The sequence below is a fragment of the Alkalicoccobacillus murimartini genome (genome assembly GCF_030813245.1).
Lineage (GTDB): Bacteria > Bacillota > Bacilli > Bacillales > Bacillaceae_D > Alkalicoccobacillus > Alkalicoccobacillus murimartini.
In genome coordinates this window covers 20,622-41,465 of sequence record NZ_JAUSUA010000007.1, presented here as the reverse complement: position 1 = coordinate 41,465, position 20,844 = coordinate 20,622, and the positions used below count along the sequence as shown (strand labels likewise).

Genomic DNA, 20,844 nt, shown 5'->3' with positions numbered 1-20,844 from the left:
AGGAGGATGCCAATCAAGTCTTTAGATAGGATATCTATATACAGTTATTCAATGTAGAAATATCAAAAAAAACTGAATAAGTTGTCTATTTCCCAATAATCAAGGGAAATAAATCGTGCTACTCTTACATTATCCAGTTAAGACTGGTCAAAACTTGAGGAGGCGACCGAATGAAAAGAAGAATCGGAAAACTATTTGTAGGACTTGTTTGTGTAACTGCCATGGTTACTGTAGCTGACTCTGTATCGGCAGCAGAAGAAAAAGTGAAGTACTTGATTGGCTTTGAGGAAGAAGCGGAACTTGAAGCATTTACCGAAGAAGTAGAGCAAGTTGGTATTTTTTCTGTTGAAGAAGACCAGTCGAATGAAGAATCCATTGATGTAGATATTATTCACGATTATGATTATATACCCGTATTATCAGTTGAACTAGATCCAGAGGATGTTGATGCGCTAAACGAAGCAGAGGGCATTTCATACATTGAAGAGGATTTTGAAGTATCGATTCAGCAGTCGGTGCCTTGGGGAATTAATAGAGTACAAGCTCCAACAGCAAATAGCCGTGGATGGACAGGCTCTGGAGTAAGAGTAGCTGTGTTAGATACGGGTATTTCAGCACATAGTGACTTGAATATTGCTGGAGGAAGAAGTTTTGTTCCTGGTGAGCCAACGATTGCTGATGGAAATGGTCACGGAACTCATGTGGCTGGTACAATAGCGGCTCTGAATAACTCTATTGGAGTTGTTGGTGTTGCACCGAACGCGCAAATTTATGGAGTAAAGGTACTTGGAGCAAACGGACGAGGAAGTATCAGTAGTATCGCTCAAGGACTTGAGTGGGCAGGTGCAAATAATATGCACGTGGCAAATCTCAGCTTAGGTAGTGACGCTCCAAGTTTAACTCTTGAACAAGCAGTTAATTATGCAACAAGTCGTGGAGTACTTGTTATTGCTGCTACAGGAAATAATGGGTCAGGCTCTGTTGGATACCCGGCACGTTATGCAAATGCTATGGCTGTAGGGGCGACAGACCAAAATAATAACCGTGCGAACTTTTCACAATATGGAGCAGGCATTGATATTGTGGCACCAGGTGTAGGCGTGCAAAGCACATATCCTGGTAATCGTTATGTTAGCTTGAATGGAACCTCTATGGCGACTCCTCACGTAGCCGGAGCTGCAGCTCTTGTGAAACAAAGATATCCATCGTGGAATCATACACAAATCCGAAATCACCTGAAAAATACATCTACTAATCTAGGAAACTCAAATCTTTACGGTAGTGGGCTAGTGAACGCTAACGCCGCAACTCGATAAATCATAAAAAAGCACAAGCCGTTTGCGGCTTGTGCTTTTTTCTTTGAAATTTAGAGTTTAAAGAGCTAAACAAAGGGAAACTAAATAAATGAAAAAGGGGAGAGAACATGATTTCAAAAAAAGAAGAACAAGAGTACATAGACTTGCAAGCAGGTATCTTTAGATTTTTCTTTCGTAAAAGATACCGTTTGATTACAACGGTAAATGATTTATTAATTGGTTTCTTTTTTGTTGTAGGAAGTTGCTTGAATTTCTCATCACAACTGGAAACGTACGGAAACACTCTTTATTTATGTGGTAGCCTTCTATTGGCGAGTAGACCCGTTTTGAGAATGATGCACGATACGTCATTACGAAATGAAATGAAACATTCAAGAAACTACAATCCAACAAAATCTCAAGAAGACTAAAAAAACAACCAGTTAGAGGCACTAACTGGTTGTTTGCTCTTCATCATTTAAGGGCTGAACAGACCATAAATGATCAGGTAACGTATTTTTGTTTAACTTGCTCGCCATTAATTCGGCATCCATCAACGTTAAAAATTGCTTTATATTAGGACTGTTTGAATCGTTCAGCGCTTCTATTTTCCCATTGACCGTTCGAGTGATCTGGTACATTGAATCGCCTACTCACTACATTTAATTAGACTTTTAGTAAGTCTTATTTCTATTGTCTCACACAACGCACTACCCTGGATAGCTCTTGAATAACAATGAATCTTTAGACTGTTAATGATAGCAAGACTAAAGATTCAGATGATCCAAATGTTTGTAGTCTCTATTTTTGTTGACTTTCTCTCATAAAAAAGGTACATTAATAGATGTCTTCAACCTATACATAATTAGGATCCGTTAGCTCAGCTGGGAGAGCGCTACCTTGACAGGGTGGAGGTCATTGGTTCGAGCCCAATACGGGTCATACCCTAAACCCTTGATACATAAGGGTTTTTCTTTTTGCCTTCAAACCGAAATGAAGGTATATATTAAAATTGGTGCCATTTCGGTGCCCTTTAGTGTGTAAAAGTCATTCGGTGCCATTTGGTGCCGAAAAGAACTTATCCCCGAAAGCATCGGCAGTATCCTTCTGCATATGTGGTGATACATGACTGTATCTGTCTAGCATCTTTACACTGGACCAGCCTAAACGTTCAGCAATCCTCTTGCTGTTCTCTCTCATTTCTAAAAGAAACACAACATGCGTATGTCTTAGATCATGAAACCTTATTTTGGGTACTTCTGCTACAGTAATTAAATTATAAAAAGCCCTCAACATATTTCTTGGATTCACGAAATTTCCCAATTCAGTCGCAAACACCAAATCATTATCTTCATATATATCCCTATTCTTCATCTTTTCATTTAATGTTCGTTGTTTTAGTTTCTGTAATTCATTGGCTGTGTGGCTATCTATCCCGACAGTTCGCATACCTGATTTAGTCTTTGTAGAGGGTTGGAATTTCTTGCCCTGATGATCTAATGTTCCTCGAATTGAAATTGATTTTTCTTCAAAGTTTACATCATTCCAATGAAGGCCCAATATCTCACCTTGTCTCATGCCAGTAGTTATGCCAAGCAGAAAGATATAATAATATCTACTGTTTTTTGATGCATTTAAAAATGTAACTGATTCTTTGTGAGTCCAGTATTTCATCTCTTCAACTACTGCTGTGGGTCTCTCTACAACAGATGCAGGATTCTTAATTAACATATCCCAATCTACAGCTTTTTGAAGTGATCCCTTAATGATCGTATGGACCTTTTGAATGTTCTCCCCGCTTAAACTGTTTGAGTCCTTGAGGTGATTATACAAATTTTGAATATGTCTTGGTGTAATTTTAATTAATGGTAATTCTCCAAGAGATGGAAGGATGTGATTTCTAATTAAAGAGTCATAATTCTCATATGTACCTTGCTTCACTTTATTCTTTTTATCTTTTAACCAATCGTTCATATAATCATTATAAATTGTTGTTGATTCATATATATTTAGACCTTTGTCCAGATCGTTAAGCAGCTTTCTTTCAGCGTCTTTAGCTATTTTCTCCGTTCTAAATCCTCTTCGTTTAATCCTCTTTCTTTTACCGTTTTCTTTAATTTCGACTGTAAAATACCACTTATTTTTTTTGAGACTATCATCTTTAAAAGCGGTCAATTCCATATCCCTCCTTATTACATAATGTGCTTGTATTATATACAATACTGTCGAAAAAGCAAAGGTAGGAGGTCACAGGATGTTTGAGAATAAATAAAAAATGATTTTATAAAGATTTTAAGAGTTTTTGATTTAGTGCTGTTTTTAGGTGATATTATTGTATTATGGAAAATGAATCAACAGGCAGGAAACACCTACCAATTACTTTCTTTTTGTGGTATAATTTAGGTATAAGATACCAAAGGAGTTGGTGATCATGTTGAGAGCATTGTTCGCGATCTTGAGAGCGTTTGGAGATGCTAAAGCTATAGGGAACGGTAAATACCCACAGAGAATTGCAAGGCGGGCCATAAGACGTCCGGTGAATAGAAGCATTAATAAATTGTTTAGATAAAAGGGCTGCTCATTTGAGTGGTTCTTTTTTAGTGGAAGTAAAAGGATTTTAAGGACTCTTAGCGAATTATGTTTGCTAGGGAGGCGATTAAATGAAAAGTAGTTTAATTATAACTTTGAAGAGCGGTAAAGAAATTAGTTATACCTCTGATCCTAAAAGCATTCTTGTTTCTTCTAGCTGGATCAAAGCTTCTCTAAGCAAAGGCGCAGATTCAATTTCATTAAATGAAGATCGGATTTACATCTTAACAAGTGAGATTGCGGCTATAGTTATAGAAAATGAATATTGATGATTTACAACCATTTCTAAAATGCAGGACTTTGTAACTCCTTGGCGAATATTGTTTGTTGAGGGAGGTGATTAGGTGATTAAAGTGAATGTATCCTCTAAACAAATTGAGAAAGCTCACAAAGCATTAATTGAAGAATTAAAAGAAAGACAGGATAAGGCGTTAAAGGTTTTAAGTCAACAGGGCGACTTAAGTAAGTTAAAAGCTGAATTGGATGCGGCCCAATATTTATTAAAGGCTAATAGAGCAGCTATTTTTTCATACAATAAAATCAAAGATCAAATAGTTGACCCGGCAGAAAGAAGATATAACGAAGCTTTAGTTTTAAGAAGAAAAGAAATTGATGAAGCGAAAATAGAAATTAACTGGACAAAAGAAGCTATCAAAACATTAGAACTTAGAAATCAATGGAAAGATCTTTCTATTGAAGAACATGTTTAATGGTTTGAAATATCTCTGAAAGCTATTAAAGATTATTCATAAAATAAAGGTGGTGCTTTATATAGAAAGAGACATGGAATTAGTAAGACTTATATGTTTAGAAGTTGAAGAAAAAGGCGACGCTAGAGGAACCTTTGTAGTACCTAAGTTCGAGAATTACTCGAGGGATCAAGTTATGTATCATATGAAACTATTAATTGAGGCAGGCTTGATTAGTGGAATGAATCAATCGACAAAAATGAACTTAGCTGTGGCTGCAACTTCATTAACGTGGAGTGATCATGAGTTTCTAGACGCCATCAAAAATGATACTGTCTGGACAAAGGTAAAGAAAAAAGTAAAAGAAGAAGGCGGATCAATGCCAATACAAATGGTCAAAGCTTTAGGAATGAAATTTCTAGAGCAACAAGTCTTCGGGACAACAACTCAATAAAAAAATTTGTCGTCTATTAAGGCGACTTTTTTTATTCCCTCCAAACTGCACACCAATAACATACCTATATTACATAGGACACTAGCCAGTTAAGGCATCGTTGGTGTGTGGTTTTGAGTGGAATAATAAATAAAATCTGTTTGAGAAAAAAGCACTAAATAAATGGTATAATTAACTAGATCGAATTTTATATTATGAGGTGTATTAATTGAATTGGAAGAACGTGTCTATATTATTTGGACTTATATTTATTTTTATTATTATTATTTTTAGTGGTGCACCGAGTGCTGAAGAAGTTAATGAATCATTAGTTAATTCCATTGAAGGGTCTGGTTTAGAAGAATATTACCAAGAAGTCGATTACAATATTAAATTACTTGATAAATTATCTGGAGGAAGACGTTACGATATAACTTTGGAGGTAATGTTAACAGAATTTAAGGATTTAAATAACATTGATAAATATATTCTGCTTCAAAGTGCAACAGAAAAAATGAATAGTTATCTTAGGTGTGGTGATGCATCTTGTTATATAAAAAACCTAACATTTTACGATTATAAGAATTCCTATAAGTTTCACTCATATTACTCCGGGTCTTATTTAACAATAAATGATCAGGAAAAAGTACTTGAGTCAGAGGTATTGAAAAACATTGCCACCCCTTCACTAAACACAAGTGATGAATCTATTCATCGATACATGAAACACCAATTCAATATGCTTACAGATTATGGCGCTACTTATAACGCTTCATACCACGATTCTTTAATTGCTAATATGGCTGCTGAAAATTTTGAAATTACTTCTAGAGAAGCGGATGCTGCTTATTATCGGATAGAATTGAAATGAGAAGTAAAATGACCCTTGCTGTCGAATAAGGTGGCAGGGGGTGTGATGATGCAAAAAGGTCAGATATATCAAAACTTTAGTATAAAAGAATATACCGATGTGCCGTCTAAATTAGCACAGATCGTAACTAGCACTGGAAAAGATCTAAAAGGTCAATATGGTAACGATTATCATGTTATGATACACCAAGTAATACATAAAAAGAGGGCTACCTACATGGCAGTCCTCTTTATGCGTGTTAAACAACTCACTTCCACATCCGATACGGTAGGTGAGGTGAGAAAATGTTTGGAGACGTAGATAATAGCATCTTTACAGAGATGGCAATTAGGTTAGGGATATTATTCTTTGGCTCATTAATTGCAGGAATTGTTGTAGGACTAATATTAAAATGGTTGCGTATGCCAATTTGGATTGTTCAGCCAGTTGCATGCCTAACAATTTTATTTGTGATGTATCAAATGTTCATGTTAGGGATCGCTGATATATGATTGCCTTTGCTATAATATGGGTGGAGGGGATTAGATGACAGAAGAGATGGCAAAAGAGATATTAGAACAGTTAAAGAACGGTGATATAAGCGAATATAGAGTCGAGAAAGCGGACTTCTTAGCGTTCCAACCTGCGCTATTTAATATTAAGGAGTTCAAGAATTTTAGAGGTGCAGCTAAACACGGTGGAGCGATTGTGTATACCTATGAGCCGGGGTGGACGGCATAGTGTATAGAGAAAGTTTATTTACTAGGATTTTTGATAAGTATGAAAATTATATAATGGCATTTATGCTTTTTTTTAGTTTAATGATCCTGCTTATTATAATTTGGGCTCTAATGACAACCTTAGGGGTATGGGGCGAAAACTTAATCATTGCATTAGTTGGATTTAGTGGTTCTATTCTTGGAGGGGCCGTGACCTTAATTGGTGTTATGGTTGCAAACAAAAATTCACGTAAGATAGAAGAAGAAAGAAGAGAACTAGAAAAAATAAACAGATTTATGGATTCTTATTATGATATTTATGCGGCTTTAGAGAAAGCAAAAAACTTAGCAATAAATGTAATGTCAGTTACTTCGGATATTAGCACCAATCAAGAACAAGCTTATGCGTTCAAACTAATTGAATACCAAGATGAACTACTAGAAGCTTTCAGAGATACACATAGATACATTCAAGATGCTGGGTTTGCAAAATCATTAATAGAAAATATGAGAGATTATAATAGGCTTTATGTAATGGGATTTTATAATGATAAAAAGGATAATGAGTTTAGAGAAAGACAAGAAAGTATTATTAGGGCTGCTATAACTCACATTGATAAATCACTTTACCAATTAATAGAGAAGAAACGTAAGTATGAAAAGTAGAGAACGGGCTATCCAGAGGGTGGCTCTTTTTATATTTCCTAAGGAGATGATAAGTGTGATGAATATAACTAAATCATTTTAGGTAGCTCTATATTAATTAGTTAAAGAAGGTAGGATCACTCATACTGAATACGTGAAAACTATGACGGAATTTATAACTTTCAAAGAATCTAAGAAAGAAGTTAAAGGATATTCGTCAGGTGGTTATGTTACATATGAACAAGAATTAGAATAACAGGAAATTTTCTTGATTGAATTTCAACCACTAAATTCTCCTTCGTACATCATTTGTTGTACACAATCATCGTACGCCATTTGATGTACGTCTTTGTACGCCATTTGATCTACTAAGAAAGAAAAATATAAAGAAACTAGCAAACAGTGATTTGCTAGTTTTATTTCCTTTCTTTTTAATTTCATAAAACGAGCATTAGCATCTACAAAAAGTAGGTGCTTTTTATTATACAAAGAGGTGAGTAAATGAAACTAGATAAGGAGCTCGTTCGAGAGATACTATTAGAGATTGAATCAGGTGTAATAACAAAAGATGTGGAAGACAAAGAGAAGAGAATACAGCATCTGTTTCTAACAGCACAAGAAGGATACTTAGATACAGGAACTATTAGATCATCAGAACATGAAGTGGATCTCACTTATAAAGGACATGAGCTACTATCATCTATCAGAGACGATCGGATCTGGGATGCTATCAAGTGGCACTTAGAACAAATGAATCTTACTTTAGATTCTGTATCATTTGAAACCATTCAATATATGGCCAAACAAATTGTTCTAAAGTCTATGAAGGAGTGAAGCTGATGTCATTAACGAAAGAACAACTTAAGTTTGTGAAAGGAACGATTACTAGAGAAGCATACGAAGGGGCACTACAACATGAAGCTGTGATGTTGAGACTTTACACAGAGAACCTATCGATCTATCTCGAACAGCTCAATGACAAGGCAGGCACACTCAGTTCTATGATAGACAACCTCAAAGAGCTGCAGCTTAAGTTCGACCAGGCGTATAAGACCGGTGGCAGAATGTCGAACGAGAAATACCAGGAGCTTATCACCAGTTGTAAAGCAGAGCTTCAGCAGGTCAAGCGTGAGTAGGCAACGTCATTACGATCAGTACAAGAGAGACAAGGAGTCATCGAAGTTCTATAAGTCTAAAGCATGGAGATCATGTAGAGGTCTTGTATTAAACATTGGCTTTATAGAGAAATTCTGCAAACCGTCTCAAGGTGATTATGATTCGATTGTTATGCAAGACTGGCAGCACTTCGCTATTGGTTCTATGTATGGTTGGGTTCACATGAAAACAAAGTACCGTCGATTTAAAGAAGGCCTTATTCTAGTCGCAAGAAAGAACGGTAAGTCAGGTATGGGATCTGGGCTCTCAATATACGGAACGAGTAAAGATGGAGAAAAAGGAGCTCGTGTCTATCAACTTGCCAACTCTAAGGCTCAAGCGAAGGTATTATTTAACGAATGTAAAGCGATGGTAGAAAGTTCTCCAGTGTTAAATAAGCATTTTGAGAGAACGCTAAGCGAGATTCGTTATAATGATACACTCTCCAAAATTGAGGCTCCAAAGCGCGGAACGATGGGTTCAATATGCATTTCTACGGGGATACCCATTTCTTTAACTGCACAGGAGACTATAACGGCGTTGACGGCATCAGCCATCACGAAGGATGCACCGGGTCGATTAATAACTGCCAGTTCAACCATAACCATAAGGCTGGTATCGCTCCGACGTACGGATCTATAGTCGACTTGTATAACAATATTTGTATTGGAAATAGAATCAACTATTATTGCATTGGTAGTGGCTTTGAACGTAGAACGGTTAAGCATATGGGGAACGTTAGCTTGCAAGCAGGTTCACTAGATTTGCAAATCATTAACTATGACGTTATCGGATACCTAAACAATACGAAAACATCGGTACATCTAATGGATCATTTGAGGAAATAAAGTAATATGTATTGCTCTCCATATAAGGAGAGCTCTTATTAAATAGAACGGATGATGGGTTTGTCGCACAACTTGCAATCGTTTAAACCAAATGGGACCAACACGGATGATGATTTAGGATATGGAGTGTGTTTTGGTTCTGGTTTATCGCATTTGCAAAGACTTGAAGGCTTATTCATATGATCACCTCGCTTTTTTTATAACTTAAATGAAATGTATCCACTTGAACTATGACTTGTCAAGAGTAGTTAAAAAATATTTGCAATCGGTTCTCTATATGTAGAAACTTGTATTGTTCAGAAAGGAGGGAACCATGCCATTACTCATAGAAGATCTATACGGCAAACATGAACCTCTCACCCTTTTTAAAGAACTCACATACAACGGCAAGGTCAATGGTGAAAAGACATTGACCTTTTCTATTTATCCAGATGATCCTTCGTTTGAATTAATTCGACCAGAGGCGATTGTTCATTTCAGAAATGCAGAGGACATCATTCGCCAAGTGAATGAGAAGGAATTTGGAAACAAGTCATATAAGCAGGCTTAAGCCGTACACCGATTCTTTATAGACATGAATGATTGCTTTCAGTACGAGACGTTTACAGGATCACAGACATTCAATGCAGCACTCAATCGCGTGTTTGGTCCTACACCTTACAACTTTGTTGTGGTCGATAGTTTCATGTCTGAGTCATTCGAAAACTTTGGTCGCGATAATTGTCTTTCTCTTTTTCAGAACGTCTTGCAACGGTATGGAGCAGAGTTTACAGTTCAGTCTAAGACAGTCACTATCAAACGAGAGATAGGTGTCAAAACAGACTTCCAGTTTCGTTGGGGCGTCAATTTAAAAGGAATGGACAAGCAAGAGGATACTAACAACTTCTCAACTTATATTGAAGGCTTTGGCGGTGAGGAACGAGAAGACGGCACGTTTCCTGTGCATGAGAAATACACTTCTCCTAACGCCGAAATTTTCGGGATTCGTCATGCTGACGCAGAGTATGATGAGCGCAGAACGGTGCCATCTAACATGCAGGCTTATCTCAAACGTACCCTCATAGATCAACCACAGTTGAGTGTGACTGTATCATTGGCAGAAGTTACGGCTACTGGGTACACAGAAGGTAGACCGACAGAAGGTGATTGGGGTTTTATAGTCTATGAGCCAATGGGGAACTTTCAAGCAGAAGCAAGAATTGCGGAAATTAACGAGGTCTTGGATGCTAACTTAGATCCAATCGACACTAGCGTCACTTTATCCAGTATCCGTAGGCGTATGACAGATACAGTCACTCGTTTTGCTAACACTTCAAAAAAGGTGGATCGTCTCTTAAATGGACAAGGGAAGCTTCCTTACAATGTGTTAGATGATGCGATCAAGATTGCGACAGAAGCATTGCACAGCGCTATGACTGAGGTCGTTTTTGATAATGAGCTTCACCTAATCGAAAAGACTAACTCTAACCATCGAGTGATTTTAAACTCAGGTGGTGTTTTTTTATTCAGTAGATGGTGGAGCGACACCTGTAACTGCTATGACAGCTGCAGGTATCGTGGCTGATGCTATAACAACTGGTCAGCTTAATGCTAATAATGTGACTGTCTACGGTGGAGATCGTGAGAATTAAATGAATTATCCTCAGAAACAGATGGTGTATTGAGTTTCGGTAAAGCGATCCAAGAAATGTATGAGAAGGTTGAACGAATTGAAGATTTGTAAGATCAAATCAATGGATTAGAAGCCAAACTGGAGGATTTACAAAATGGAACAGCAAAAGCAGGATAAGGATCAAGCATTAGCAGAAAAAGTTCATCAAGAAATGGTTATGACTCTCGGATCGAAGGAAGCGGAATTAATTTCAACAAGGGCTGCTCTTTCTGTGGCTCAACAGGAGATTAATGATTTGAGAGCGCAGTTGCGTGATAAGGATGAGAAGAAAGAGACTGGAAAAAACAAATAAAGGATTCCTCCTTTTTTGTCGAATTAATAGGTATAGGTGAAAAAGGGGGGGGATTTAGTGAGTGATAAGTTAGGTATTGGCAAGTTAAGTGAAAGTAGTGTTGAAGTGATTAAGTTAGTTTATCCAGACTTAGCTCAACCAGGACTGAGAAAAGTTGGCCAAGCTTTAGAAACAGTTCTAGAGTTATCTAATACAATTTTACTACCAGCAAAGTTGGCAAGCACCTCAGCTAATTTCTATTTCAAGAAATGGATGAAAAAATACGGAGAAAATCTTGATGTTATTCCAGATGATGAAATAGGAACTGTAATTCCTGAGATTGGGTTACCCGTAATAGAGGAACTACTTAAAATAACTAATGAAGAAGTAGCTGAAATGTTTATAAATTTGTTAACTAATGCCTCTCATATAGATAAATCTAGAAACTCACATCCGAGTTTTATTCAAGTTATTAGAAACCTCTCTAAGGATGAAGCGAAAATCTTAAACTAATTTAAGATAAAGGAACGAAAACACTTTATTTCTGTTTCTTTAGATCGATATGATGAGAACGGTGAATCATTTACAATAAGTGATAATAACACTGAAATTCCTCTCATTATAGAACTAGATTATAAAGATCTGGAGGGCTTTTATTTAACGCATTTAGATCAATTAGGATTAATAAAAAGTAATAGAAATTTTCATATTAGCACAAGAGAAGAGGATTATGATACTATTATAAATTCACTTAAGGTAAAAAAAGAAAATATTGCAAAGATATTATTACAAAGCCCTGATTTTAAAGGATCTATTATTCATGAATCAAAAGGGATTTATGAATTTACTCCTTTTGGTTTGCATTTTTTAAAGGCAATTCAAAAATAAATTAAGCTCTCCACACGGAGGGCTTTTTCTTATTCCATTGAAAGGGGTGATCGCCTCATTCTACAAAAATCTAAAAAGGGAGGATGGGCACCATTGAGGAAGTTCTAACAGAAATTGTGATGAGGTAGCCATATGAGTTAGTGTGTTGAAAATAATTAATTAAAAGATTTCCTCCTTTATACCGATGTATAAAAATGTAAGATATATAGGAGGGGTTTCGTGAGAATATCTAATGTTTGGCATGTTGAGGTAAAACAATCATCAGATAAGTGGAATAAAATTTTAGGTTACACGCTAGCGAATTGAATAATGATCTCACATTTGACGCTATTCAACATGCTAGTGTTTTAGATGATTTTAAAGGTAAACATCTTCGTATTAAGGCTTTAAGGATCAATGAAAGTGGAGAACCCATTGATTTTTTTGGTCATTTAATAGCTAAATGGACGATCTCATCTAAAGAACTTTTTATTCCTTTACAAACTGATAACTTTATTAGTGAATATATAGAACCACTAGAATAAAAGACAGTTGTCTCAAAAATAAAAGGTTTCCCTCATTTTGTCGAAGTATTAGGTATAGATAAAAGGAGGGTCCAGTTTTGACAGGAATAAACTTATTTAAAAGTTTAATGTATGGGGTATTAGCATTGTTTCTGGTCTTACAAAGGAATGACGTAATGATTCCAATAATAGACTTTGAGAAACTTATAGGGGGAGTTTTAATATTTGTTGCTATCCTAGAGTCAGGTATAAGCTTGACTCTATTCTATCTACAAGTGAGTGAAGATAGAAAAAAGACAAGAACTAACGATCTTTAAGAATATTTAGTATAGCTCTCCACTTGGAGGGTTTTTTATTATGCTAAGGAGGGTTGAATTAATTCAAGAAAAAAAGCTAAAATTTATTTTCCACTTTCATAAACATTTATTTAATACTAGATAGGAGGTTTTAAATCTCAAATAACGATATTAAAGGAGAATAACTTGGAAACATTTAAATTAGTTTTTTTAATCGTCATTGTACTAATCATTTTGGTAGTTGCGACAGTAATGAAGGTGTTAGGAACTTTGAATAAATTTATTAAGGGTTTTTTAGGCATTCTAATTGGGCTTTTACTTGCTTTCCAGCTAACCGGAGCTGAGGAAATAGTGAATTTCTTAACTAGTATTTGGTTGATTAGCAGCACTGCGGAATATAACTATAATATTGGTGATATTTATATTTCAAAGAAAGTAATTATTGTCACAATGATAATTGCGTTTTATGAAGGGATTATCTCTTTGCTCTCAATTGGCATAAAACAACTTAATGACTAGCCAAGTCTTACCAAAGCAGCCCATAGGGGTTGCTTTTTATATTAAAAGAAAAGGGTGTCGCAATGGAGCAAATATCAGTGTTTTTTAACTTAGAAAGTCTAGAGGTCGCCAAGCTGTATCTCTTCGGAGAAGTAAGCTATCTTAATTTATTAGTCCTCCTTATGTTGGTGGACATCGTCACAGGCATTTTGAAAGCCATCAAGAATAAGGACTTGCGTAGTCGATCCGCGTTGTTTGGTTATGCTCGTAAGATTGCAATTTTCGCTATTATCATCGTGGCAAATGTTGTAGACATTGTAGACACAATACTTGATTTAAACGGCATGGTTGCTACAGCGACTGTGCTTTTTTATATGGCCAATCAAATCCTATCAATCACTGAGAATGCAGCACACATTGGGTTGAAAGTAACACCAATGATTCAAGAAAAGTTACGCGGGTTTGATAAGTATGGTCCAGAAGAAGAACCAAAATCAGAGGAGAGTGAAGAGAAATGAAGATTAAACAAGATTTAATTCCAACTAGTAACCGCAACCGTCCAGGAACTAAGATCACACCTACTTATATTACAGAGCATGAAACAGCAAATAAAAATAGAGGTGCGAATGCTGAGATGCATTCAATGTATGTTAAAGGACAAGATGCTCAAAATCGTTCAGTTTCTTGGTACTACACGGTGGATGATAAAGAAATCATTCAGCATCTACCAGACAATGAACTGGGCTGGCATGCTGGTGGATCAGGGAACCGTCAATCGATTGGTATTGAACTTTGTGTCAATAGTGATGGAGACTACAACAAGGCCAAGCAAAATGTTGCACGGTTAACGAGACAGTTAATGTCTAAGCACAAGATTCCTTCTAGTCGTGTTGTTACGCATCAATTCTGGACAGGTAAAAATTGCCCCGCTGGTTTACTTAAGGAATGGAATGCGTTTAAAGCATTAATTGATGGAGTTAAAAATGCTCCACTTCAGCCGAAACCTAAACCGATTACTGGTGGCGGAGAAGAATCCATTGTGGGTAGTGGTACAGTTCATGTAAAAACTTCCGATATGTGGGTCTATGACAAGAAAGACTGGAACGCTCGTTATCAAACAGTGAAAGCTGGTGAAGTGTTTACTGTAGTTGGTGAGCACACGGTGAGTGGATCAAAGATGCTTGAATTGCTAAATGGTTTATTTATCACGGCTAACAGCAATCATGTCACTTATGCAGCTGACACCAATAGTGGTTCAGTTACAAAAGGCTCTGGAACAACTGTAGCTAAGTTGAGCTTGCCTAACGTTGTGTTGAGAGCTATTCGTCCATTCCCTTCAGGTGCCAATGTACGAGCTGTACAAAACGCATTGGCAAGTGTGTACTTCTATCCTGAAAAGGGAGCGCCTAACAATGGAGTTTATGGTCCTAACACAGCTGATGCAGTGCGTAGATTCCAAAGCACTAATGGACTAGATGCTGATGGCGTCTATGGTCCAGCTACGAGAGCTAGATTATTGCAAGTTGTAAAGTAATCTTTCTTAAGAACAACACCTTTCTTCCCGCGATCATGCTTAGTCTATGGTTTCTAAAGGTAACAGTATAAAAGGAGTGTGTTCCAAATCATTTCTTTTATGCTAAGGGGAGGGGGGATTAACTATGGGCAAAATGATTAGTGGATCAATTTTAATCCATGGAGCTATTATTCTATTTGTGAGTCGGTACATATTTGCAGGGGTAATGGCTGATGGTGCATCAACTGGTTTAGTTATGAATCGGCTAGATACGGAAGGCTTTCCGTCAAGCTTGCTAAATTTATCAATTTTAACGTTAATAATAGGTGTCGTATTATTAATATGGGGGTTATTTTCTAGAAATGAAAAAGAATATGCTTAGTAGGCTAACATAAGAGTGTGGTAGAAATGGATATTAGTCCAGTTAAAGAATTTATATCACAACCTAACTATGTTGAAATGTTCTTTAACGCTTTCTTTATAGTGTGTATCCTATACGCACTAATTAAATTATTTATAAATTTAAAGAATGAAGAAGAAAAGCCCTTCCGCTTGGAGGGGCTTAATTATATTTGTAATTATCTCTAGTGCTTTCGTTAGAACCCGCGCAAATTCTAAGTAAGTCATTATAATATTCATAGTTTTTGTCATACTTCTATACCAGTTCGTAGAATTCTTCAACTTGATCTTGTGTTTCTAAGTCAATTGAATTTATTAGTAAGTTCTGAGCTTTAGAGTGGTCCTCATTTCCGAAGTACAAAAGGAGAAAGTTATCTAATATCTCTTTGATATCCATTAAGTACATCTCCCTCTTTCATAAACCATAATACCTATTTTGAAAGTACTTATTTGGTTATTATTTCAGATTGATAGGTCTGTTGGTTTATTTGATAGTCACGATTGAATGAGATCTCTTCTATTAGGGACTTTTTGGTACTTTTCATATATCCCAATATAACGGAACATTGTAACCCATTTTTTGAGGTTCAGAAATATGAGAAGTTAATTCGAAAGAGCAACAATAACATTTCATTTCTGAAATGTAAGTAATATGATACTCACCCTCCTCAAAATCTTGCTCCTTACTTCCTACTAAAGATTCTAAATCACAAACTGGACAAATATAAATTTTATAGCTATGATCGCCTTTTATCTCTTTTACTTTTAATAAAGCTTGTTTATCATAATTATAGAATTTATTCCAAGGTGAATTTAAGGGGTTTTGATATGAAGCTCGAGCCATTTCCTTTAAAAAAGCTACTTTTCTAGGTGAATAGTTTCGATTATTCTTCGTTTCTTTTGCAATTTCTTTAAATATATTTAGATTTAAAGATGATTGATTGAATTTGCTTAATCTAATGTTATTATTGAGTCTTTTATCTTCTGAAAAAATGGAGATGAGTAGAGGGAGAATTTTTCTTCCCATTAACATATCCAATGATTCGTACCTTAGAAAATCCTTGCCATTATGAACCAAATTATTTCTTAAGTTATTGAGTTTCTCAATATCATCTATTGAACTGCTAAATCTAGCATTAGAATTAATTTTGATTTTTTTTCGTATTTGAGGCATGTTATCGTTTTTGAAGTTAATCCCCAGTTCCTCAAGTGTAAACTTCATGTAAAGTTCGAAAAAGTGATGTAAATGAAAAATAGTATTTATATAGTTTTTAATATATTGGCTGTTATAATCTAAAGGCATAGTGTCTATATCAGGTTCAGTAAACTTAAATTTCTCAAAAAAACCAATATCATTTTTCACGGATTGGTACGTCGAAAAGTATGAATTTAACCCATCTTCTAAAGAAGAAAAAGCCGTTTGAAACTTATGATTTGAAAGTCCTATGTTTAATTGGTGTTTTAAATCTTCTAAATTTGTTATCAGAGTTATCCCTCCTATGGAAACGTTAGATTCTAAATCATTCTACATAAAGCAAATAATTTATGAAAGCTTAAACTTTCCGTTTTCGGAAATTTTTCTTTTAATATTACATATATTAAAAATGTAGTGCTAACTACAAGAGGAGGTGTAGGATTATGAACAAAGATCTAATGATTGCAACTAGAATTTTTAGTGTAATTCTTAATAATGTATTATTAAGAAAGGGTGATTTGTTACGTATCTTTGTGAAACGGATACCTAATCAAAAGTTAATAGGTGCCGCTTTTGAACTGAAATGGGTGGTCAAATAAATATAAAAATTATATTATAAGCAACTAATTTTAATTTTGTATTTTAAAGGATAATAATGCATAATGTCGAATCTCGTATTTAGGAGGTGCTACATGCATACAAATCCCAAACCTATAAAACATCAATCACACATTCATCCAACGCCACGACCTCAAAGAATACGACTACGCTCTAAACGCAAAAGAAGTGCTTCAGCATCATTCAGAGCATTACAAACCTGCTGCTCTCCGATTACTTAAACACTCTCTGCTCATACGATGTGGCAATTAATTACTTCTTATCAATTTATTTAAAAAGAGCTTGTTAAATGCGTTCATTTCTTTCTTGGTATTTTGCGTTATTATGATTCCTTTGTTATCTTTAGAAAAATTAAAATTTCAAAAACCGAAAAGTTATTGACCTTTTTTCACGTTACTAAGCTTATCTAATGATTAAAATTACACTACCTAACTTCAAATAATGGGGAGGTTCAAGTTATGAAACATACAATTATATTTCACTTTAACGATCCAAACCCTCTCGCTGACACGATTGAGCATGTTGTAGAAGCAAGTAGTACTGAGGAAGCAATAGTCAATATAATAAAACGTAAAGAAAATTTTTATGTTTTTGAAAGCGATGATGAAATTTATTCTATAAATCTAGAGAGTATCAAATATATTAATGCTTATGAAACAGAAGATGATGCTGTGACAGATAGAATTATATTTTAATAATAGAAAAGAGAGCCATTGAAACGCTGGCTCTCTTTTTTGTATATGCTTCGGTTATTAAATTTCATCAAAAGGAGTCACAGGTAACTGACGCTTATGTTCCGTAGACACATAACGCTTCTCAATAAGCTCCATGATTTCCTCGGAAAGCTGCTTTCCTTCTAAGTAATCATCCAACTGATCGTAGGTGATCCCAAGTTCGTGTTCATCGGACTGTTGTGGGTTTCCATCTAATAAGTCTGCTGTAGGGCTTTTTAAGTAAAGCTTCTCAGGGGCACCTAAGGCTTTGAGTAGTTCTTTTCCTTGCCTTTTATTTAATCCACTCAGTGGTAAAAGGTCTGCTCCGCCATCTCCGTATTTTGTGAAGAATCCGGTTAATGCTTCTGCCGCGTGATCGGTTCCTAAAACGAGCAGGCCGCCCATTCCGCCAATGGCATATTGTGCAATCATTCTTGCTCTTGCTTTGACATTCCCTTTATGAAAGTCGGATAGGGGAGAGCCAGTAGCTTGTAGATACTCTTTTTCGATGGCTACCACCGGTTCAAAGACATTAAATACGGTGCTGTTGTCAGGGTTGATGAATTGTAATGCGAGTTGTGCGTCCTCTTCATCTTTCTGACTTGCATAAGGAAGTCTTACGGCTGTAAAACTCACATCAACGCCTTCTGATCGCAACTCTTCAACAGCGAGTTGAGCTAGCTTTCCAGCTAGAGTAGAGTCTTGGCCACCACTAATTCCAAGAACATATCCTTTTGCCTTCGTTGATTTCAAATAGTCTTTTAGAAAGGTCATTCTACTTTTAATCTCTTGATTTGGGATTATTGTTGGTTTAACGCTTAATTCTTTTATGATTTGTTGTTGAATGGTCATGTTACATCGCCTCCGGATTTTTTTAATTGGTTGTCTGTTTATAGATCTCGTTGGTGACAATATAATCATAGACATCATCTCGCATGAGGTATTGAGGGTATCTGCCCATACTGATCTCATCTCGGATATAGCTAGAACTGATTTCCATAGAAATCCCTTTATCAACTAAATGAAATCTAGTGCCATCATGGTATTTTCGCAAAATAGGACTTTTTGATATTTCTTTTAACATGTCAATATTGTCTCTAGACATCACAACAAACTTATTATTCTTTATCAATTCCTCTCTAAATTTCCACCTTTGATGAGGCTGCACACGTTGGTTATCAATCTCAGCTAGAATGTCAGCACCCATAATGAAATAATGTTCGTCATCCGGGTATTTTTCCTTGAAGTATTCCATCGTGTGATACGTGTATTGTTTGCCAATTCCTGCTTTTGCGTTCATTTCAAAATCATCAGCTTTAAAAATTGGATTGTCTTTTATCGCTAATTGGATCATAGTCCATCTGTCTTCGTCGCTTGCTTTCATCTTTTTCCCATCTCCGCGACTATTCACACACGGGACAAAAATAACGTATTCGAAGTTACATAGATCAGCTAATGTTTTTGCTAAGAACAAGTGAGAGTCTGTGATCGGGTCAAAAGATGAACCGAATATTCCTACTTTACCCATTGATTAAACCTCCAGTAAGATCAAGATGATAGGGGGAGGGTGAGCCTCCCATTGTTTGTATCTATTGAATTCGATCAGATACTTTCTGTTTCACTTCAGCAATTCTCGCCATTTTGTTATCCCAACATAGTTGACTAAGGTCTACAGGATATTCTTCTGGCATGACCAATCGTTTATATTCATCCCATAGAAGCTGTAGGTTAGACGTAACAAATGATCTAATCTCTTCTAGGCTTGGTTGAGTGTAGACGCATTCTCCTTTATCGAAAATGATGTGATGTAGCTCAACAGCTTCATAATTTGTAACAATTTTCTTTACAAAGGTATGGACGGGGTGGAACATCGTTAATTGTGTTTCTTCATTCGGCTCTTCAGTATCTAAGGCGATATAATCTCCTTCTGATTTACCGTTTCTGTTGTTGATGATGCGGAAGACTCTTTTAAGTCCTGGTGTAGATACTTTCTCTGGGTTTGCGCTTATTTTAATCGTATCAACCATTTCTCCATCTTCTTCAATTGAAACGAGCTTATAGACTGCGCCTAAAGCAGGCTGGTCATATGCTGTAATAAGTTTCGTTCCTATACCCCAAATATCAATTTTTGCTCCTTGTGATTTTAAATTCATAATCGTTTCTTCATCAAGGTCATTTGAAGCAGAAATGGCAGCATCGATATAACCTGCTTCGTCTAACATTTTTCTTGCTTCCTTAGATAGGTAAGCTAAATCTCCGCTATCTAATCGAATGCCTTTAAAATGGATCGTTTGTTTCTCTTCGTTTGCCACTTTGATGGCATTAGGAACACCAGATTTCAGTGTGTCGTACGTGTCGACCAAGAAGGTGCAATCTTTGTGGGTTGACGCATATTTCTTAAACGCTGTGTACTCGTCTCTATAAGCTTGAACAAGTGAGTGTGCATGAGTACCGGCTACAGGAATTCCAAATTTCTTTCCAGCGCGAACATTGGAGGTTGCATCAAATCCAGCCAAATAAGCGGCTCTTGTTCCCCATATGGCTGCGTCCATTTCTTGAGCACGGCGGGTTCCAAATTCCATAGCCCGATCATCACCGATAAGTTGTTTGATTCTTGAAGCTTTTGTAGCAATTAACGTTTGATAATTGATGATATTTAATAAGGGTGTTTCGATTAATTGGGCTTCGATTAATGGAGCTTCGATGCGCAAGATCGGTTCATTCCCGAATACCAATTCTCCTTCTTTCATGCTTTTGACGGTCCCAGTGAATGTAAGGCCACTTAGGAAATCAAGATAGTCTTCTTCATACCCCAACTCTCGAAGGTAGCTAATATCACTTTCAGTAAATCCAAAGTTGTTTAAGAATTCGATAACTCTTTCAAGTCCAGCGTACACTGCGTATCCATTTCCGAAAGGTAGTTTTCTAAAGAAAAGCTCGAACACTGATTTCTTATTTTCTAATCCATCGTTCCAATATGTTTGGGCCATATTAATCTGATACAAATCCGTGTGCAGCATGAAACTATCGTCTGAGTAAGTGGTAGTCATTGTGT

29 protein-coding genes, 1 tRNA gene and 1 pseudogene are annotated in these 20,844 nt (G+C 36.1%); 24 read left to right on the top strand and 7 right to left on the bottom strand.

The window, feature by feature from the left end:
- Positions 1–170 precede the first annotated feature (170 nt).
- Together J2S05_RS18135 and J2S05_RS18130 are read left to right on the top strand one after the other, a co-directional pair.
- Positions 171–1,316: a S8 family peptidase gene (locus tag J2S05_RS18135; protein ID WP_306985320.1), complete on the top strand. Its 1,146-nt coding sequence runs from the start codon at positions 171–173 to the stop codon at positions 1,314–1,316.
- 107 nt (positions 1,317–1,423) lie between these two features.
- Positions 1,424–1,726 (top strand): YrhK family protein, encoded by a 303-nt coding sequence (locus tag J2S05_RS18130; RefSeq protein ID WP_306985318.1) that lies wholly within the window; start codon positions 1,424–1,426, stop codon positions 1,724–1,726.
- Positions 1,727–1,747: 21 nt separating this feature from the next.
- On the opposite strand, the gene J2S05_RS18125 is transcribed toward J2S05_RS18130, so the two are convergent.
- Positions 1,748–1,936 carry a hypothetical protein gene (locus J2S05_RS18125; protein WP_306985316.1) on the bottom strand — a complete coding sequence of 63 codons (189 nt, stop codon included), beginning with the start codon at positions 1,934–1,936 and terminating at the stop codon, positions 1,748–1,750.
- Positions 1,937–2,164: 228 nt separating this feature from the next.
- Between J2S05_RS18125 and J2S05_RS18120 the strand changes: the two genes are divergently transcribed.
- A tRNA-Val gene (locus tag J2S05_RS18120) sits at positions 2,165–2,237 on the top strand.
- A gap of 105 nt (positions 2,238–2,342) precedes the next feature.
- Here the strand turns inward: J2S05_RS18120 and J2S05_RS18115 are convergent.
- Complete coding sequence (locus J2S05_RS18115) at positions 2,343–3,470, bottom strand: site-specific integrase (protein ID WP_306985313.1); 1,128 nt, start codon at positions 3,468–3,470, stop codon at positions 2,343–2,345.
- A 485-nt stretch (positions 3,471–3,955) separates the two neighbouring features.
- Between J2S05_RS18115 and J2S05_RS18110 the strand changes: the two genes are divergently transcribed.
- The 19 genes and pseudogenes from J2S05_RS18110 (at position 3,956) to J2S05_RS18020 (ending at position 15,246) form a co-directional block, all read left to right on the top strand.
- On the top strand, positions 3,956–4,153 hold the full coding sequence (locus J2S05_RS18110) for a hypothetical protein (RefSeq protein ID WP_306985311.1): 198 nt from the start codon (positions 3,956–3,958) through the stop codon (positions 4,151–4,153).
- A 75-nt stretch (positions 4,154–4,228) separates the two neighbouring features.
- Positions 4,229–4,594: a hypothetical protein gene (locus tag J2S05_RS18105; RefSeq protein ID WP_306985309.1), complete on the top strand. Its 366-nt coding sequence runs from the start codon at positions 4,229–4,231 to the stop codon at positions 4,592–4,594.
- A gap of 73 nt (positions 4,595–4,667) precedes the next feature.
- On the top strand, positions 4,668–5,027 hold the full coding sequence (locus J2S05_RS18100) for a DUF2513 domain-containing protein (RefSeq protein WP_306985308.1): 360 nt from the start codon (positions 4,668–4,670) through the stop codon (positions 5,025–5,027).
- A 208-nt stretch (positions 5,028–5,235) separates the two neighbouring features.
- The gene (locus J2S05_RS18095) at positions 5,236–5,877 is read left to right on the top strand and encodes a hypothetical protein (RefSeq protein ID WP_306985306.1); all 642 of its coding nucleotides are present in this window, start codon (positions 5,236–5,238) and stop codon (positions 5,875–5,877) included.
- 284 nt (positions 5,878–6,161) lie between these two features.
- A complete protein-coding gene (locus tag J2S05_RS18090) occupies positions 6,162–6,368 on the top strand; it encodes a hypothetical protein (protein WP_306985304.1) in 207 nt (68 codons plus the stop codon).
- A gap of 34 nt (positions 6,369–6,402) precedes the next feature.
- Positions 6,403–6,597: a hypothetical protein gene (locus tag J2S05_RS18085; RefSeq protein WP_306985302.1), complete on the top strand. Its 195-nt coding sequence runs from the start codon at positions 6,403–6,405 to the stop codon at positions 6,595–6,597.
- Entirely contained in the window at positions 6,597–7,241 is a 645-nt protein-coding gene (locus tag J2S05_RS18080) for a phage holin family protein (protein WP_306985300.1), read from the top strand. The genes J2S05_RS18085 and J2S05_RS18080 overlap by 1 nt, the downstream gene beginning before the upstream one ends.
- A gap of 480 nt (positions 7,242–7,721) precedes the next feature.
- Complete coding sequence (locus J2S05_RS18075; protein ID WP_306985298.1) at positions 7,722–8,054, top strand: DUF2513 domain-containing protein; 333 nt, start codon at positions 7,722–7,724, stop codon at positions 8,052–8,054.
- A gap of 5 nt (positions 8,055–8,059) precedes the next feature.
- Positions 8,060–8,356 carry a hypothetical protein gene (locus J2S05_RS18070; RefSeq protein ID WP_306985296.1) on the top strand — a complete coding sequence of 99 codons (297 nt, stop codon included), beginning with the start codon at positions 8,060–8,062 and terminating at the stop codon, positions 8,354–8,356.
- Entirely contained in the window at positions 8,349–9,017 is a 669-nt protein-coding gene (locus J2S05_RS18065; RefSeq protein ID WP_306985294.1) for a terminase large subunit domain-containing protein, read from the top strand. Before J2S05_RS18070 ends, J2S05_RS18065 begins: the two co-directional genes overlap by 8 nt.
- 519 nt (positions 9,018–9,536) lie before the next feature.
- Positions 9,537–9,773 carry a hypothetical protein gene (locus J2S05_RS18060; RefSeq protein ID WP_306985293.1) on the top strand — a complete coding sequence of 79 codons (237 nt, stop codon included), beginning with the start codon at positions 9,537–9,539 and terminating at the stop codon, positions 9,771–9,773.
- 24 nt (positions 9,774–9,797) lie between these two features.
- Entirely contained in the window at positions 9,798–10,787 is a 990-nt protein-coding gene (locus tag J2S05_RS18055; RefSeq protein ID WP_306985292.1) for a phage tail protein, read from the top strand.
- A 202-nt stretch (positions 10,788–10,989) separates the two neighbouring features.
- The gene (locus J2S05_RS18050; RefSeq protein WP_306985290.1) at positions 10,990–11,187 is read left to right on the top strand and encodes a hypothetical protein; all 198 of its coding nucleotides are present in this window, start codon (positions 10,990–10,992) and stop codon (positions 11,185–11,187) included.
- 252 nt (positions 11,188–11,439) lie between these two features.
- A pseudogene (locus J2S05_RS18045) lies at positions 11,440–12,054 on the top strand (DUF4393 domain-containing protein).
- A 601-nt stretch (positions 12,055–12,655) separates the two neighbouring features.
- Entirely contained in the window at positions 12,656–12,874 is a 219-nt protein-coding gene (locus J2S05_RS18040; protein ID WP_306985288.1) for a hypothetical protein, read from the top strand.
- 165 nt (positions 12,875–13,039) lie between these two features.
- Positions 13,040–13,372 carry a hypothetical protein gene (locus tag J2S05_RS18035; RefSeq protein ID WP_306985286.1) on the top strand — a complete coding sequence of 111 codons (333 nt, stop codon included), beginning with the start codon at positions 13,040–13,042 and terminating at the stop codon, positions 13,370–13,372.
- Between the two features lie 62 nt (positions 13,373–13,434).
- Positions 13,435–13,869: a phage holin family protein gene (locus tag J2S05_RS18030; RefSeq protein WP_306985284.1), complete on the top strand. Its 435-nt coding sequence runs from the start codon at positions 13,435–13,437 to the stop codon at positions 13,867–13,869.
- Positions 13,866–14,885: a peptidoglycan recognition protein family protein gene (locus J2S05_RS18025; RefSeq protein WP_306985283.1), complete on the top strand. Its 1,020-nt coding sequence runs from the start codon at positions 13,866–13,868 to the stop codon at positions 14,883–14,885. The genes J2S05_RS18030 and J2S05_RS18025 overlap by 4 nt, the downstream gene beginning before the upstream one ends.
- 124 nt (positions 14,886–15,009) lie before the next feature.
- Positions 15,010–15,246: a hypothetical protein gene (locus tag J2S05_RS18020; protein WP_306985281.1), complete on the top strand. Its 237-nt coding sequence runs from the start codon at positions 15,010–15,012 to the stop codon at positions 15,244–15,246.
- Positions 15,247–15,519: 273 nt separating this feature from the next.
- Here the strand turns inward: J2S05_RS18020 and J2S05_RS18015 are convergent, their stop codons facing one another.
- Positions 15,520–15,660, bottom strand: coding sequence for a hypothetical protein (locus J2S05_RS18015; RefSeq protein ID WP_306985279.1), 141 nt, complete (start codon positions 15,658–15,660; stop codon positions 15,520–15,522).
- Between the two features lie 144 nt (positions 15,661–15,804).
- Positions 15,805–16,626 (bottom strand): hypothetical protein, encoded by an 822-nt coding sequence (locus J2S05_RS18010; RefSeq protein ID WP_306985278.1) that lies wholly within the window; start codon positions 16,624–16,626, stop codon positions 15,805–15,807.
- A 275-nt stretch (positions 16,627–16,901) separates the two neighbouring features.
- Here J2S05_RS18010 and J2S05_RS18005 point away from each other — a divergent pair, with 275 nt between their 5' ends.
- Positions 16,902–17,057 carry a hypothetical protein gene (locus J2S05_RS18005; RefSeq protein WP_306985276.1) on the top strand — a complete coding sequence of 52 codons (156 nt, stop codon included), beginning with the start codon at positions 16,902–16,904 and terminating at the stop codon, positions 17,055–17,057.
- A 477-nt stretch (positions 17,058–17,534) separates the two neighbouring features.
- On the top strand, positions 17,535–17,771 hold the full coding sequence (locus J2S05_RS18000) for a hypothetical protein (RefSeq protein ID WP_306985274.1): 237 nt from the start codon (positions 17,535–17,537) through the stop codon (positions 17,769–17,771).
- A gap of 57 nt (positions 17,772–17,828) precedes the next feature.
- Here J2S05_RS18000 and nadE read toward each other — a convergent pair whose 3' ends face one another.
- The 3 genes from nadE to J2S05_RS17985 form a co-directional block, all read right to left on the bottom strand.
- Positions 17,829–18,641: an ammonia-dependent NAD(+) synthetase gene (gene nadE, locus J2S05_RS17995; protein WP_306985273.1), complete on the bottom strand. Its 813-nt coding sequence runs from the start codon at positions 18,639–18,641 to the stop codon at positions 17,829–17,831.
- A gap of 22 nt (positions 18,642–18,663) precedes the next feature.
- Entirely contained in the window at positions 18,664–19,317 is a 654-nt protein-coding gene (nadD, locus tag J2S05_RS17990; protein WP_306985271.1) for a nicotinate (nicotinamide) nucleotide adenylyltransferase, read from the bottom strand.
- A 61-nt stretch (positions 19,318–19,378) separates the two neighbouring features.
- On the bottom strand, positions 19,379–20,839 hold the full coding sequence (locus tag J2S05_RS17985; protein WP_306985269.1) for a nicotinate phosphoribosyltransferase: 1,461 nt from the start codon (positions 20,837–20,839) through the stop codon (positions 19,379–19,381).
- Positions 20,840–20,844 lie beyond the last annotated feature (5 nt).